The 16441-nt window shown below is 41.4% G+C and carries 14 protein-coding genes; 12 read left to right on the top strand and 2 right to left on the bottom strand.

Going from position 1 to position 16441, the window contains the following annotated elements; genetic code table 11:
- Positions 1–7 precede the first annotated feature (7 nt).
- From AMR95_RS09170 to AMR95_RS09120, 11 genes are all read left to right on the top strand, one after another.
- Positions 8–823, top strand: coding sequence for an ABC transporter ATP-binding protein (locus tag AMR95_RS09170; RefSeq protein WP_039181374.1), 816 nt, complete (start codon positions 8–10; stop codon positions 821–823).
- A 174-nt stretch (positions 824–997) separates the two neighbouring features.
- Complete coding sequence (locus AMR95_RS09165; RefSeq protein ID WP_039181371.1) at positions 998–1720, top strand: response regulator transcription factor; 723 nt, start codon at positions 998–1000, stop codon at positions 1718–1720.
- A gap of 3 nt (positions 1721–1723) precedes the next feature.
- On the top strand, positions 1724–3478 hold the full coding sequence (locus AMR95_RS09160) for a HAMP domain-containing sensor histidine kinase (protein ID WP_058838154.1): 1755 nt from the start codon (positions 1724–1726) through the stop codon (positions 3476–3478).
- Positions 3479–3613: 135 nt separating this feature from the next.
- Positions 3614–5050 (top strand): glucuronate isomerase, encoded by a 1437-nt coding sequence (uxaC, locus tag AMR95_RS09155; protein WP_058838153.1) that lies wholly within the window; start codon positions 3614–3616, stop codon positions 5048–5050.
- A gap of 57 nt (positions 5051–5107) precedes the next feature.
- Positions 5108–6118: a LacI family DNA-binding transcriptional regulator gene (locus AMR95_RS09150; protein ID WP_058838152.1), complete on the top strand. Its 1011-nt coding sequence runs from the start codon at positions 5108–5110 to the stop codon at positions 6116–6118.
- A 58-nt stretch (positions 6119–6176) separates the two neighbouring features.
- On the top strand, positions 6177–7628 hold the full coding sequence (locus tag AMR95_RS09145; protein WP_058838151.1) for a tagaturonate reductase: 1452 nt from the start codon (positions 6177–6179) through the stop codon (positions 7626–7628).
- On the top strand, positions 7625–9118 hold the full coding sequence (locus AMR95_RS09140) for a UxaA family hydrolase (RefSeq protein WP_058838150.1): 1494 nt from the start codon (positions 7625–7627) through the stop codon (positions 9116–9118). The genes AMR95_RS09145 and AMR95_RS09140 overlap by 4 nt, the downstream gene beginning before the upstream one ends.
- Positions 9119–9138: 20 nt before the next feature.
- The gene (locus AMR95_RS09135; RefSeq protein ID WP_058838149.1) at positions 9139–10530 is read left to right on the top strand and encodes a glycoside hydrolase family 28 protein; all 1392 of its coding nucleotides are present in this window, start codon (positions 9139–9141) and stop codon (positions 10528–10530) included.
- Between the two features lie 172 nt (positions 10531–10702).
- Positions 10703–11653, top strand: coding sequence for an ABC transporter substrate-binding protein (locus tag AMR95_RS09130; RefSeq protein ID WP_058838148.1), 951 nt, complete (start codon positions 10703–10705; stop codon positions 11651–11653).
- Positions 11619–12677: a FecCD family ABC transporter permease gene (locus AMR95_RS09125; protein ID WP_058838147.1), complete on the top strand. Its 1059-nt coding sequence runs from the start codon at positions 11619–11621 to the stop codon at positions 12675–12677. The genes AMR95_RS09130 and AMR95_RS09125 overlap by 35 nt, the downstream gene beginning before the upstream one ends.
- Positions 12674–13960: a heme ABC transporter ATP-binding protein gene (locus tag AMR95_RS09120; protein ID WP_058838146.1), complete on the top strand. Its 1287-nt coding sequence runs from the start codon at positions 12674–12676 to the stop codon at positions 13958–13960. The genes AMR95_RS09125 and AMR95_RS09120 overlap by 4 nt, the downstream gene beginning before the upstream one ends.
- A 151-nt stretch (positions 13961–14111) precedes the next feature.
- Here AMR95_RS09120 and AMR95_RS09115 read toward each other — a convergent pair whose 3' ends face one another.
- A complete protein-coding gene (locus AMR95_RS09115; protein ID WP_039181343.1) occupies positions 14112–14426 on the bottom strand; it encodes a putative quinol monooxygenase in 315 nt (104 codons plus the stop codon).
- A gap of 228 nt (positions 14427–14654) precedes the next feature.
- Here AMR95_RS09115 and AMR95_RS09110 point away from each other — a divergent pair, with 228 nt between their 5' ends.
- A complete protein-coding gene (locus AMR95_RS09110; RefSeq protein ID WP_058838145.1) occupies positions 14655–15224 on the top strand; it encodes a cob(I)yrinic acid a,c-diamide adenosyltransferase in 570 nt (189 codons plus the stop codon).
- Positions 15225–15314: 90 nt separating this feature from the next.
- On the opposite strand, the gene AMR95_RS09105 is transcribed toward AMR95_RS09110, so the two are convergent.
- The gene (locus tag AMR95_RS09105; protein ID WP_058838144.1) at positions 15315–16364 is read right to left on the bottom strand and encodes an NAD(P)/FAD-dependent oxidoreductase; all 1050 of its coding nucleotides are present in this window, start codon (positions 16362–16364) and stop codon (positions 15315–15317) included.
- Positions 16365–16441 lie beyond the last annotated feature (77 nt).

Below are 16441 nucleotides of genomic sequence, written 5' to 3'. Positions count from 1 at the left end.
ACAACATATGAAATCGCTCGAAACAGAAAAGCTTTGTATCGGTTATCAAGACCGTTTGATTGTAGAAGATTTGAATGTCAGTATCCCAAAAGGCAAGGTGACAACACTGATTGGACCGAATGGCTGCGGGAAATCAACCATTTTAAAAACGATGTCTCGTATTATGAAGGCCAATCGAGGAGCTGTTTATTTAAATGGCCAGGCTATCCATGAGACGCCGACAAAAGAAATTTCAAAACAAATGGCGATCTTACCGCAAACACCCGAAGCACCTAGTGGACTGACAGTGTATGAGCTTGTGTCATATGGACGTTTCCCACATCAAAATGGGTTTGGTCGCTTATCAAATGAAGATAAACGAATCATCAGATGGGCACTTGAGGAAACGGGAATGATCGCTTTTCATGATCGACCAATTGAAGCACTTTCCGGCGGACAGCGCCAGCGAGTATGGATTGCGATGGCACTTGCCCAGGAAACAGAGCTGCTCCTATTGGATGAACCTACGACGTATTTGGATCTTGCACATCAGCTCGAGATTCTTCAACTGTTAGAACGCTTAAATAGAGAGCAGGGGCGAACTGTGTTGATGGTCATCCATGATTTGAATCATGCGGCGCGTTTTTCACATTACATGATTGCCCTCAATCAAGGGAAAGTCATAAAAGACGGTACGCCTCATGAGGTCATGACCAAAGAGGTACTCAGTCAGGTATTCCATATTGATGCAGAAATTGTGCTTGATCCTAGAACGAATAAGCCGATTTGTTTAACATATGATTTAATGAATCATGAACGAAAGCTAGAAGCTGTAAATGGATAATAGATGTAAAGGAACTCGGTGCAGATGCCGGGTTTTTTTGCGTGTTTGAAACTTCCTAGTGCTACTATTTTCTCCAGTTGATTTTTTTCGCTTTTATGCAGAAAAGAGGTACTTTTTTACTTTAGACAATGGTAATATACGGTTAGAGATCATAGCTAGAAAGGAAAGAGATGCGTGGAAACAGCAAAAATATTGATTGCAGATGACGAAGAAGCAATTGTGAAAATGGTTGAACGCGTATTAAAAAAAGAAGGATTCAAGCATATTTATAAAGCCTACCATGCAGATGAAGCATTAGATGTTGTCAAAAACGAGGACATCCACCTCTTACTTCTAGATGTGATGATGCCCGGTAAATCTGGCTTTGACGTTCTGCCTGAAATCAGAAAAGTAACGAAAGCGCCTATTTTTTATTTAACTGCAAGAACGTCTGATGTCGATAAACTGACGGGCTTTGCGCAGGGGGCAGACGATTATATCACGAAGCCATTTAATCCGCTTGAGCTAGTGGCTAGAATTAAGGCTCATCTAAACCGAACATATATCTCCTTACAGGAGGAACAAGAAGACACTCAAAGCCAATATCAATATGCCCATTTCTCCTATCATCCTCATGCAGCCGAATTGAAAGTAAGAGGAGAGGTGACGGCATGCTCTGCTCAGCTTCTTTCTTTGCTGAAGTACTTTTGTGATCATCCGAATGTGGTTCTTTCAAAAGATCAAATTTATGAGAAAGTATGGGGCGTCCCATCATATGGTGATAACAACACTGTCATGGTTCATATTCGAAAGTTGAGAGAAAAGATCGAGTTAGATCCGAGTCAGCCCGAATATATTGTGACGATCCGTGGTATGGGATATAAATTTATACCACACCCTGCAAAGGTTCTTCAATAGTTTATGAATTTACGAGCAAAACTTTTCTTTCACTTTGTCGGACAAATGTTTATTGTCATTGCCATTTTGATGATTGGGAATACGTTCTCTGATAACTTATATTATAAAAAATACTATGAGAACATGGCTGAAACCGGTTTAACAAAAGCTGATGGAGATACACTCATGAGCTGGCTTTATTTTAACGAGGATGGAAAAATGGAAGCCGACGATCAGCTCAAGCAAGCAGTGAAAAAACGAGACGGCTGGCTACAAGTAATCGATTCGAAAAAGAAAAACGTTTATAGTTATCATCGCCCTAAAACCATTCCAACAACCTATCAAAAGGATGAAATGATCAAGATTTTTGAAAAGAGACAATTTAAAGATTATAAGATGTACTTCTGGCCAATTGAGATTGATCAAAAAAGCTTTATCGTGTTATATGGGTTCAAAACGAACAGCACAAAAGTAGCCAATTATCTGAAGCAGCACGAGAAGAATTTGGCTGCACTATCTCAATATTCGGTTGAAACAAAAGAATTCTTGAAGAGAATGAATGGATCGGTGCATTTGTTCAATGACGAAGGAAAATATTTAAAAGGCATTCGAGCCAACACCGATTTGAAACATAACGTAACAGATGTTGAACTGCTCAAGTATCAATCGAAACCTTGGGAGTTTAGAAGTGATCTGTCTTATATGAAAGTGAATAAAAACCTGTATATTATTGTTTCTGTACCAAATAAAGTATACAGCCCAGACGAACTTTACGATAAAGAGACAGACGCTTTAAATCAATATACAACTATCTTAAATGCAGGTCTTGCACTCACCATTATTATTATCATGACATTATGGTATTCGTACCGCTATGGGCTGCCAATTTATCACATTATTCGCTGGCTGATTTTCTTATCAAAAAATAAATTGCAGGAACCAACAAATAGAAAGGGAATTCCATTCAGTAAAAATAAAAAAGGCCGTATTAAGCGGGAATACCGATTATTTGAGGATATCCTAAAAACAATGGATCAGCTCACGCTTACATTAAAAGAGAATGAAGCAAACCGAAGAAAAATTCAAACCACAAGGGAAGAATGGATTGCAGGATTGTCTCATGATTTGAAAACGCCTCTAAGTACGATTTACGGCTATGGACTCATGCTTGAATCCGATCAATATCAATGGTCCAAAGAAGAAGTCATGGAAATGGGACAGGTGATTCGTGAGAAATCAGAATACATGTCGACACTGATTGAGGATTTAAACCTCACGTACCGATTGAAGAATGGTGCCCTGCCTATTAATCGGAAACCGGTTGAACTCAGTGAATTTTTAGCTTCCATTATGGATGAGTTCTCAAGAAGCTCCTCATCTGAGGATTATCCATGCTCCTTTGAAGATCAAACAGATGGTGTCATATTTGAGATCGATAAAGCCTGGTTCAGACGAGTGATTGAGAACCTGCTGGCGAATGCAGTGAAGCATAACGAAAAAGGCACTCATATTACAGCTGTTTTATCTGAAACAGATGAAGAAGTTCGGATCGAAATGAAAGACAATGGCCGCGGAATGGCACAGGAAACGGTGGATCACCTATTTAACCGCTACTACAGAGGGACAAATACAAATGATCCAACGAACGGAACTGGTCTCGGGCTTGCGATAGCAAAAGAGCTCGTCTTGCTGCATGACGGTGATATTCAAGTTGAAAGTGAACTAGGCTCTGGAACAACTATTGCGATTATCCTAAAAAAATCATCACCTGTAAAATAGCCAAAAAACGATTTTCTTTTCTAAAGGAGATCGTTTTTTCCTGTTTTAGGATTGAAATCAATTTTGTAAACGATTACAATGAAATTGTTAACGTGAACAAATCATTTTTATTTATAAGAGAGATGGGGGAGTTTGATGAAAGCCTTTTTAGATGATCAGTTTTTACTCAACAGTCAAACGGCGGAAAAGCTATACCATGAGTTTGCTAAGGACCTTCCAATTATAGATTACCATTGTCATTTAAGCCCCAAAGAAATCTATGAAAATAAAACCTTCCATAATATCACCGAAGCATGGCTTTACGGAGATCATTACAAATGGCGTGCCATGAGAGCAAACGGCATACCAGAATCACACGTCACAGGGGATGCCTCAGACTATGAGAAATTTCTGGCGTGGGCGAAGACTGTTCCCATGACCCTTGGAAACCCGCTCTATCACTGGACTCATTTAGAACTGAGACGATATTTTGGAGTTGAGGAACTTTTAAACGAAAAAACCGCACACATCATCTGGCAAAAAGTAAATGAAAAGCTGCAAGGAGAGGGTTTTGGTGCAAGAGACTTCATTGTGAAATCGAACGTTGAAACAGTTGTGACGACAGATGATCCAGTCGATTCGCTTTGCCATCATCAAAAACTGCGGGAAGAAGGATTCACTGTGCAAGTGCTGCCCGGATTTCGGCCTGATAAGGCACTTGATATAACGAATCACCTATTTACAGCGTATGTTCACGAACTGGCAGAGGCTTCATCTACTCCAATCCAATCCTATCAAGACTTTTTAACAGCACTCCGTGCAAGAATTGATTTTTTCCATGAACAGGGCTGCCTGATCTCAGATCATGCCATTAACGAAATGACGTTTGAAGAAACGACGGAAGAAGAAGTGGAAGCCATCTTTCATAAAAAAATGTCGGGTCATGCATTGACGGAAAAAGAGAAGATTAAATTTAAAACACAAACATTCATTAAGCTTGGTCAGGCTTACTATGAGCGGGGCTGGGTGATGCAGCTTCATATCAATGCGCTTAGGAACAACAATACGAAAATGTTTGAGCGGCTTGGGCCAGATACAGGGTATGATGCGATGAATGATGAAGACATTGCCAAGCCGCTTTGCCGAATATTGGATCGTTTAGAACAAGAACAGGCACTGCCAAAAACCATTTTATATTCCTTGAATCCAAGGGATAATGTTGTGATTTCCACATTGGCTGGAAGCTTTCAAGACGGAACGGCACCTGGGAAGATTCAGCACGGCACAGCTTGGTGGTTTAATGATACGAAACAAGGGATGACAGAGCAGATGATGGCTCTATCCAGTATTGGACTGATCAGCCGTTTCATCGGGATGCTGACAGATTCAAGAAGCTTTTTGTCGTATACAAGGCATGAATATTTTCGAAGACTGCTTTGCGATATCATCGGAGATTGGGTAGAAAAAGGGGAAGTTCCATATGATCTTGATCTGTTAGGGGGAATCGTGAAAGGAATCAGCTATGAAAATGCCAGACAGTATTTCCAATTTGACCGGACGAAGCAGCTCCAGCATCCGAACAAAATGACATGAAGAAAATGAAAGCGATTTTATGATAAGATGGTAAAAAATCATAAAAGGCGGAATAGCATGACAGTCACAATTAAAGACATAGCAAAATTGGCAAACGTCTCTCATACCACGGTATCAAGGGCTTTGAATAACAGTCCTTTTATTAAAGAGAAGACAAAACAAAAGATTTTGTTGATTGCAAAACAGCTGAATTATTCACCGAATGTCCATGCGAGAGGCCTTGTATCACAAAAATCATTTACAATCGGTCTGTTTTTTACGAGTTTAACAGAGGGCACATCTTCAAGCTTCTTTGTGGATGCGTTAAAAGGTGTCAATAGCGTCATGACAGAGTATTATAATCTCTTTGTAAGAGGAATTGATGACTTTCACGATTATACAACCATTCATAAACAACGCTATGATGGCATTTTGCTCATGAGTCAAAGCGAGCACGATGAGGCGTTTATCCATCATGTGAAGAAACAGGGCATTCCCATCATTGTGCTGAATCGCCGTGTAGAAAGTCATGAAGTCATGAATATATTAGCAGATGATAGTCAAGGAGCTTACCAGGCTGCACACCATTTCATTCAGCAAGGTCATGAACAAATCGCCATCATTGAAGGGAAAGAAGGCTTTAAATCAACTCAAGAAAGAAAAGCTGGTTTCCTGCAAGCGTTAATTGATCACCAAATACCTATGAAGAAAGAATATATGATGAAAGGCGATTATCACATGAAAAGCGGCTATGAATCAATGGAATCGCTGCTGGCCCTTGATGAACCGCCAACAGCGCTCTTTTGCTCAAATGATGACATGGCGATCGGTGCAATGAATGCTTTATTTGCAAAAGGCAAAACGTGTCCAAATGATATTTCTATTATTGGTTTTGATGATATTGCATTTTCATCCTATACCACACCTGCATTGACAACGGTGAAAAAGCCGATTGAAAAAATGTGTGCACTTGGAGCAGAAGCCATCCTTTCAGTAATAAACGGTGAAGAGCAAGAAGAAGATCATATGGAAAAAGTGTATGTTCACACAGAGCTGATGATCAGAGATTCAGTTAAAAAGGTGCAGTAATCAGCACCTTTTTAGAAAAATGTTCACGTGTGCATATTACTTGGAGAGGGGAATCCATTTGAAACGATTATCAAAAGCCATATACCCGGCACCTGAGTATCCGGAAACGATTTTGCAGATTGGCGAAGGAAATTTTATGCGAGGATTTATCAATTGGCACATCCAGAAGCTAAACGACTGCACAGATTTTAAAGGAAGAGCTGTTGTTGTCCCTCCTCGAAAAGGATCAGTGGCAGCCTTAAATGAACAAGATGGCTTGTACACATTATGTATTCAGGGATATCATGACCGGCAAGAAATGAATGAACGTATGATCATCCAATCGATTAGCAGAGGAATTAGTACGTATACGGATTACGAGGAGTTTTTACACGTAGCAGAAAACCCGGATCTCCGCTTTGTCTTCTCAAACACGACGGAGGCAGGACTTGTGCTCAAAAAGGAGGACCGTTTGGAGGATCGGCCGCAAGCCAGTTTTCCAGGAAAGCTGACAGCGTTCTTGTATCACCGGTTTAAAGCTTTTGCTGGAGATGAGCGGAAAGGTCTGATCATTCTACCTTGTGAATTGGTTGAACAAAATGGTGATCGATTAAAGGAATATGTGATCAGTATGGCAGCTGAGTGGGAATTGCCGCCTGCGTTTATGACATGGATAAAAGAGGCCAACACGTTTTGTAATACGCTTGTGGACCGGATTGTCCCTGGATTCTCTAAGGAAGCGGCTGAAATCGTAGAAAAGGAAGAAGGGTATATTGACGAATTGCTTGTCACGGCAGAATATTATCATCTTTTTGTCATTGAAGCACCTGCCTTCGTACAAAAGGAGCTCCCCTTTCAAGAAGCAGGGTTAAATGTTCTTTTTGTAGAGGATATTGCGCCTTATCGTATGAGCAAGGTACGAATTTTAAATGGTGCACATACAGCGATGGTGCCGATTGCTTACTCATGCGGTATAGAAACTGTAAAAGAGGCTGTGGATGATGAGCATGTTGGTCCGTTCATCCGGCGTATGCTGGAGGAGGAAGTACTGCCAGGACTTGAACTTCCTCAAGATGAGCTTCTTCTTTATACACAATCCGTTTGGGATCGTTTTTGCAATCCATTTGTAAAGCATCAATTGCTGGATATTGCACTGAATGGGGTATCCAAATTCCGAGCCCGTAATCTTCCGTCATTGCTTGATTATGTCAAGCAAAAGGAACAGCTGCCAATGAAACTTGTGTTTTCACTTAGCAGTCTCATTTATTTCTACAGAGCACATGCAGGAAGGGTAAAGGATGATGAAACTGTGCTCACGCTCATGAAGGAAGCATGGGAAAACCGTTCCAATGAAACGGTTGCAGCGAGGATCCTTTCATGCGAATCATTATGGGGCAGAGATTTAACGGATGTAAATGGATTGAGTCAAGCTGTAGCTGATCAGCTTACCCTCATACAGAAGCACGGGATGAGTGCGGCTGTTCACCAAATGATGCGTCATCAATATGAAAATCAGGGGGAGAAGGCATGAAAGACTTTATTGTCATCCATCCTTCAGATAATGTCGGTATTGCTTTAAAAGGATTGGAACAAGGGGAAGAGCTGCAGCATCGAGGACATACGATTATCTTAAAAGAGACCGTTGGCAAAGGTCATAAGTTTGCATTGGCTGATATCAAGCAAAGAGAGAATATTATCAAATATGGCTATCCCATTGGTCATGCAGTGACTGCCATTTCTGCTGGAGAATGGGTGCATACGCATAATATTAAAACCAATTTATCTGGCAAGCTAGAATACGAATACCAGCCTTCATTATCAGAAAACCCCTATAAAAAAACGAATCTTACATTTAAAGGATATAAACGAAAAAATGGCGAAAGCGGAATCCGCAATGAGCTTTGGATTGTTCCTACCGTTGGATGCGTGAATGGCATCGCCGATCAAATGATCCAAATATTCACCACTGAAATGGGTGGAAATATCCATCCTTTTGAAACAGCCCTCGTATTAAAGCACAATTATGGATGCTCACAGCTTGGGGACGATCATGAAAATACCAAAACCATTTTACAAAATGCGGTGAAGCATCCTAACGCTGGAGGAGTACTTGTTCTTGGACTTGGGTGTGAAAACAATGACATTGAGGATTTTCAGTCCACATTAGGTGAATATGACCGTACGAGAGTGAAATTTTTAAGAAGTCAAGAAGTAGGAGATGAGATTGAGACGGGAGTCGCTTTACTCAAGGAAATTTATGATGCGGCGAAAGAAGATCATCGTGAAGACATTCCGTTATCTGAGCTGAAAATTGGCTTGAAGTGCGGAGGATCAGATGGATTTTCCGGTATTACTGCAAATCCGCTTTTAGGCAGACTATCCGATTTTATTGTCGCACAAGGCGGAACGACGGTGCTGACAGAAGTGCCCGAAATGTTTGGTGCTGAAACGATTTTAATGGAGAGAGCGGCATCAGAAGCGACTTTCGACAATATTGTGCAAATGATCAATGACTTTAAACAATACTTCTTGGATCATCGACAGCCGGTATATGAAAATCCTTCCCCGGGAAATAAAGCTGGTGGAATTTCGACATTAGAGGATAAGTCTCTTGGCTGTACACAAAAAGCAGGTACTTCTGATATTAAAGATGTATTGAAATATGGAGAGCTGCTAAAACAAAAGGGATTGAACTTATTAAGTGCACCTGGTAATGATTTGGTTGCTTCATCTGCTCTTGCTGCTTCCGGTTGTCAAATGGTGCTTTTTACAACAGGCAGGGGGACACCATTTGGTACGTTTGTGCCAACAATGAAGATATCGACCAACACAGCTTTATATGAAACAAAAAAGCACTGGATTGACTTTAATGCCGGAGAACTGCTTGAAGATGTACCGGAAGATGTCGTGTTAGAAAAATTCATTTCAACGGTTATTGATGTGGCGAGTGGGAAGCTGTTAAATCATGAAAAAAACAATTTTAGAGAGCTGGCTATTTTCAAAACAGGTGTCACACTTTAAGGCGACTGGGGGATGAGAAAGTGTCTAAAAAACGGGATTTGATGTATATCACAGCAGGAACGGTACTAACTGGAATCGGAATTGCTCGTTTAGCAAAGCAAGGGAAGAAAGATAAAAAAGCAAACGGGATCGATCAAGTGTTAAAGCAGATAATAGCGCCGCAGTTCCCTGATCGTGAATTGAATGTGGTTCATTATGGAGCAGATGCGGAAGGGAAAGAGTTATCTACAAATGCCATTCAGTCTGCCATCGATGATGCACATCGGTTGAAAGGAGGAAGGGTGCTGATCCCAAGAGGGACGTTTGTGACAGGTGCTTTAGAATTGAAAAGCAATGTAGAACTTCATCTGCATGAGAATGCCTATGTGACATTCAGTCAAGACCCAAAGGATTATCTGCCTCTCGTACTGACAAGATATGAAGGGGTTGAGCTTTATAATTATTCACCTCTCATTTATGCACACCATGCAGAAAATATCGCCATTACTGGAGCCGGAACGCTTGATGGCAGAGGGGATGAGCATCATTGGTGGCCTTGGAAGTATGGGACAAATGGCCAGCCCTCTCAGGATCGGGATCGTCAGCTTTTGTTTGAAATGGCGGAAAAGAGAATACCGGTAGAAGAAAGGGTGTTTGGAGAAGGCCATTATTTAAGATCGAGCTTTATTCAGCCATACCAATGTCAGCAAGTTCTAATCGAAGGAGTGACAGTGAAGGATTCACCAATGTGGCAAATTCATCCTGTATTAAGTAGTCACGTCATCGTCCGCGGCGTTAAAATCATTGGGCATGGACCAAACACAGATGGTGTCAATCCGGAGTCTTGCCGGAATGTGCTCATCGAAGATTGTTATTTTGATAACGGAGATGATTGTATTGCCATCAAATCGGGCAGAAACGAGGATGGACGGAGAATAGGGGTTCCATCTGAAAACATCGTCATTCGTAGAAATGAGATGCGGGATGGACACGGCGGTGTGACGATCGGGAGCGAGATTTCTGGCGGGGTAAAGTATGTTTATGCAGAAGATAACGTAATGGACAGTCCGAACCTTGACCGGGCACTGCGTATTAAAACCAACTCTGTCAGAGGCGGTACGATTGAACATATTTATTTTAAAAATAATACAGTCAAAAGTCTAAAGCATGAAGTGATCTGTATCGACATGATGTATGAGGAAGGAGATGCTGGTCCGCACCGTCCTGTTGTACGTCATATTGAAGTAGAAGGACTCAAAAGCAGCGGCGGACGATATGGTGTGAAAATAGCCGCATACGCACACTCTCCTGTTACTCATTTTAAAATGAAAGATTGTGTCATAGATGAAGTGGCGTACCCCTTATCTTTAGAGCATGCAGTTTCTCCTGCTTTTCAGAAAGTCGTCATCAATGGAGAACCAATCAATCAATAGAAGAGTGAAAAACAGTCTTTTTAGAGGCTGTTTTTTTGTTTTATGAACAGAAAAGACGCTTTTAGAAATCACATATACAACCTATCTGCACTGTAGTATAATATTCCCGAAATTAGAAAAGAATTGACGAAAGAGATTTCGTTAAGCAGTACATAAACCAGGGGGTTCTCTCATGAAAAAGTTAACAGCTATTTGGCTATCGTTATTGCTTGTGATGGGTGTTTTAGCAGGATGTGCAGGCGCTGAGACAGATCACAAAGCAACAGGGTCGCAAAATAAAGAAACAGCCACTGCGGCATTTCCAGTATCGATTAAAGATGCAGCTGGAAAAACGGTTGAAATCAAAGAACAGCCTAAACGAATTGTTTCGTTAATTCCAAGTAATACGGAAGTTGCTTATGCACTCGGTCTTGGAGATAAAATGGTTGGGCGATCAGACTTTGATAATTATCCAAAGGAAGTCGAAAAGGTAGAGAAGATTGGCGGACTTGAATTTAATGTTGAGAAGGTCATTTCCTTAAAGCCAGATCTTGTGTTAGCACATGCATCTCAAATGGGATCAAAAGAAGGATTTAAACAGCTTGAAGAGGCAGGGATAAAAGTTCTGACTGTAAATGATGCAACCTCCTTTAAAGATGTGTACAAATCAATCCATATGATCGGTGAAGCAGCTGGCGTGAAAGAAGCATCAACAAAACTTGTAGACGAGATGAAAACAAAATTGAATGACATCAAGAAACAAGCAGGGGCGATTTCAAAAGACAAACAAAAAACTGTCTTTGTCGAAGTGTCAGGTGCGCCTGAAATCTATACAACTGGTAAAAATACATTTATGGATGAAATGCTTTCTGTTATCCATGCCAAAAATGCTGCTGGCGATCAAACTGGCTGGGTGAAAATGACAGAAGAATCGATCATCAAACGAAATCCTGATGTCATCGTGACAATTGATGGTTCCAGCTTAGCTGATTTGAAAAAAAGAGACGGATGGAATGCAATGAAAGCAGTGAAAGAAAAACAAGTCTTTCAATTGAATACGGATCTCGCATCAAGACCGGGACCGCGATTGGTTGAAGGAGTCGAGGCTCTTGCGAAAAGCGTCTATCCTGACACGTTCAAATAAATTGATCATCGCTTATACACTAAGTGCTTTATTTCTTGTGATGAGCATTGGAATGGGAATCTCCTTTGGAAGCTTAGGGATTCCCATTCCTTCTATTCTTCGTATATTTGTTCATGAACTATTCGGAATACAGTTTGGAACCATTGATTCCATCGATCGCAATATTATGATGAACATTCGGCTGCCAAGAGTCATATTAGCGGCATTAGTCGGAGCAGCACTGGCGTTATCTGGTGCAGCTTTTCAAGGTTTATTAAAAAATCCTCTCGCTGACCCTTATACGCTGGGGGTATCTCAAGGGGCATCAGTTGGAGCCGTAGCGACTCTGTTTTTTAGCTTGCAGCTCCCGCTTGTTGGCAGTTTCACATTGCCATTATTCAGTATGACAACGGCGCTTGTGACCCTGTGTCTCGTTCTCTTTTTTGCGCGTCTTGTTCATCGGGGGATGAGCATTTCTTCTTTAATTTTAACAGGAGTGATTTTTAGCTCTTTTTTGGGTGCGCTCATTTCATTGATGATTGCTTTAACAGGTGATGATCTAAAAGAGATCATTCATTGGCTGCTTGGCAGTGTGTCCATGAGAGGCTGGCGTTATATTGCGCTTTTTCTTCCTTTCTTTCTTATTGGGACCTTTACGTTAATGTTGATGGGGCGAGATTTGAATGTCATGACATATGGCGAGGAGAAGGCAAAGCTATTAGGTGTCCATGTGAAAAGGAGCAAATATATTGTGCTGCTGGCGGGCTCGATTCTGACCGGAAGTGCAGTAGCGGTATCAGGGACGATCGGTTTTGTAGGACTTGTGATTCCGCATTTTATCCGCCTCTTAACTATCACGGATCATCGGCATCTGCTGCCTTTGTCTATGTTGAACGGTGCTTCCTTTCTCGTAATAGCAGATGTGTTATCCCGTACCATCATTGAGCCGACTGAATTACCGATTGGCATCATTACTGCGTTAATTGGTGCACCTGTATTTGGCATCATCCTCATTCGTCAATATAGAGGGGGGACGCACGTATGATTCAAGTGAAGGAAATCAGAGGTGGCTATGGAGAGAAAGAGATCATTCGTGGCATTAGCCTTGAAGTAAAGCAAGGAGAATTTCTCGGTATACTCGGCCCAAACGGGAGCGGGAAGACGACCCTGCTTAAAATGATGGCAGGAATTTTAGCCCCTGAGAGCGGTGAAGTGCGCCTCGGCAGTCACCTTGTTCAATCCTATCAGCCAAAGGCGCTTGCGCAAAAGATGGCAGTTCTGCCGCAGAAAACGGATCAAGTTTTTTCATTTACGGTGGAAGAAACCGTCCAATTCGGCCGTTATCCATATCAAAAAGGGTGGCTGCAATCTGCCACGCAAGAAGATGTGCAGGTAGTCAGAAAAGTAATGGAACAAACGGGTGTTGCACAGTTTAAGGATCAACCCATCCATGAGTTAAGTGGCGGTGAACAGCAGCGTGTGTATTTGGCACAGGCATTGGCGCAGCAGCCTGAATATTTATTGCTGGATGAACCAACCAGCTTCCTTGACTTAGCCTATCAAAAAGATTTGCTTGATTTAATTAAAGAAGAAACGACTTCCTCTAGGTTAACGGTCATTGGCGTATTCCATGATGTGAACATTGCTAGTTTATATTGTGATCGGCTGCTGCTGCTTCATGAAGGAAAGACTGACATGTTAGGACTGCCGCATCACGTTTTGACCACCGAACGAATCAACCGTGTGTATGAAACAAATGTGACACCGCTCCAGCATCCAATTAGGGCAAACCCTCAGCTGATGGTTGAACCTTCCGCCCCTTCTAAAACATCAATTGTAAACATAGCGGATGGCTGGAGGACATATGGCTCAGAAGGAATGACATTTTCCATTAATCAGCCTCTTCGCATCCTTACCTCACATAAGGAAAACGGCGGGTTCTTTTGGAAAAGGTCGATTGGAACGGGAACAAAGACGCTTCATCATCAGTTAGAGCCAACTGAAGATATGCTGTTTTTCGAGCAAGCTAAAGGATTAGCGAAATACGCTGCAGAAGACGCCGAAGACGATATGATCCTTTACAGCATGCTTCAGCAGGAAAAGTTGAACATTTGGCTTATCCTGAAACGATCTTTATCAGACGGCGCAGCTGTTCAGCTCATAGGTCAGCTTATGCACATCATAAAGCAAGAAACAAGCATTCCAATCCATCATCTTTGTATTGCTGCACCCAATACGCAGGAAACGGAAGATGTTGACCTTCTACACGAAAGATTAGGACAAAAGGTGTATGGGCTTCTTCATAAGTTGAAAGTCATTCAAAAGTGAACGTACAGTTATATTTAGGTTAGTTGAGTAAAACAGTTGATATTGTAATGACTACACATATCTAAAATGTGTAGTCATTACAATTGTTCTTAAGAAAAAAAGCTGCCACAATGACAACCAGTTCTAATTTTATATCTAAGACGGTTGAATTCTAATTAGATGAAATGCCCTTTCCGCCTTGTGTTATTAAAGTATTGATTCTATCAATACCAGTAATAATTGGTTTCGCACGACTTATTAATGTTTGGGTAGCTTCATGACCTAGAGATGCTTGATGGGCATCTTCGTTTGCCCACACTTCATAAACATAAACAGAATTTGGTTCATTCTCGGAAATATTCACAAGATATATTTCACATTCATCCAAATTCTTCATTGATTCTGCTGCTTCTAACAGAATATCAACCATTTTTTCTTTTTCGCCTTCTTGTACCATAAACTTGTTAAATAAACTAAATTTACTCATACCATCCTCCTTCATTTTGTCTTAATCACATTTTAGACACTATAAACTATATCTTCAATCATTATTTTATAAGGAAATAAAAGGGGTGGTTGGCCTTCATAATGGACAAATGGTTCACTTTTCTGTTTCATTAATGACATTCATTCACCATGTTTTAGTAAAACAACTACATCCTATTTAGTTCGGGTTATACTAAAAGGACAAAGCAGTAGAAAAGGGGGAATACCGTTGAAACTTTATACGAAAACCGGGGATCAGGGACAAACAGGCTTGATCGGAGGAAGAGCCGATAAAGATGACGTGAGAGTTGAAGCTTACGGCACATTAGATGAGGCGAATAGCTTCATTGGACTTGCGCATGCAAATTTACGGCAGCATGGCGAATTGTTTCAGGACCTTTTGTCAGAGCTGATCGTTATACAGCATGAGCTGTTTGACTGCGGCGGTGATTTGGCAGCAGTGAAACCACCTAAAGAGGGCAAAATAACAGAAGCCTCTGTGGCAGTCCTTGAGGAAAGAATGGATGTCTATGTAGAAGAAGCTGCGCCGCTCACCAAGTTTATTTTACCGGGCGGTCAGGAAGGTGCTGCTCTTTTACATGTGGCGCGGACAGTCGTTAGAAGAGCAGAGCGGCATATTGTGACGCTTGCGAAACAGGAGGAGATTCCAACCGTTGCGCTCACATATGTAAACCGTCTATCCGATTATTTATTTGCTGCTGCCCGAATCGTGAATCATCGGCTTGGTGAAGCTGATGTTGAATATGAACGAAGTGCCGACGTGTTTCGTTCTAAATAAGGAAAGCACTCTTCGAATGAGAAGAGTGCTAAACGTCTTCGTTCTGTAAGCACAGAAGGGATTCCAAGTCTTGCTTGTGCAATGAACACTTTATTTCGTATACAAATGCTTCATTAGCTCTTTGTTTTTTTGAATAAATATGTCATTGTGCGAAGAAACCATTCCACGAGCGCTTGCGTCAGGCATTACGTATTGCTTCGCTTGGTTTACTGCATTCGCAGCATCTTGGAAAGCCCCAGCAATCAAATGTAATTTTCCTTCATGATGCAAAATATCGCCAGCTGCATAAATGCCCCGGACTGACGTCTCACTCAGTGGAGTTCCTGCAATCCAGTAATCCTTCTGCTCTAGTTTAATGGTACTATTCGCAAGTAATTCTTTGTCTCGTTCGTATCCATGATTGATAATGACTTCATCTATGGCTAGCTTAAATAAAGTATTGTCCTGATTATTTTTGAGGACAACCGTTTCAATCCGCTCATGATCGTCTGCTGCGATGAGCTTTTCAATCGAGGTATGAAGCAGACATTGGACAGAGCTATTTTTAAGGCGCGATATTTCGGCTTCATGGCCTTTTAAAGCATCTTTCCGGTAGGTTAAATACACTTGCTTGGCAATCGGCTCCAGCTCATTCGCCCAGTCAATGGCTGAATTACCACCTCCTGAGATCAACACGGTTTTATCTTTAAAACGTGCAAGGGATTTGACCGTATAATGTAAATTTTGAACCTCAAATCGTTCTGCACCCTCAATATCCAATTTAATCGGCTTGAGGATACCTCCTCCAACAGCTAAAATGACGGTTTTGGAGTAATGTTTTTGATTGGATGCGGTGTGGAGAACAAAGTGACCTGTTTCATCTTGAGAAATAGAGGTCACCTTTTCTCCAAGTACGACCTTTGGATCAAAGGTCAGTCCTTGAGTAACAATTTGTTCAATCAGCTGCGAGCCTGGAACTGGCGTTAATCCTCCTATATCCCAGATCATCTTTTCTGGATAAACATGAACCTTTCCTCCAAGGAAAGGCTGGAATTCAATCAGTTTCGTTTTCATTTCACGCAATCCACTATAAAAGGCGGAAAACAATCCAGCAGGTCCGCCGCCAATAATGGTTACATCATATACTTCCATGTCCTTCATCGTACAATTCGCCCCACTTCTTTTGCTTCATATATTTTTAAAAATGACCATAGTCATGATTTCATAGCTGATTCAGG

This window comes from Bacillus sp. G1(2015b) (genome assembly GCF_001482475.1).
GTDB lineage: Bacteria > Bacillota > Bacilli > Bacillales > Bacillaceae > Bacillus > Bacillus safensis.
Note: the sequence above shows the minus strand (reverse complement) of the source record. Positions and strands in the feature narration are given on the sequence as shown.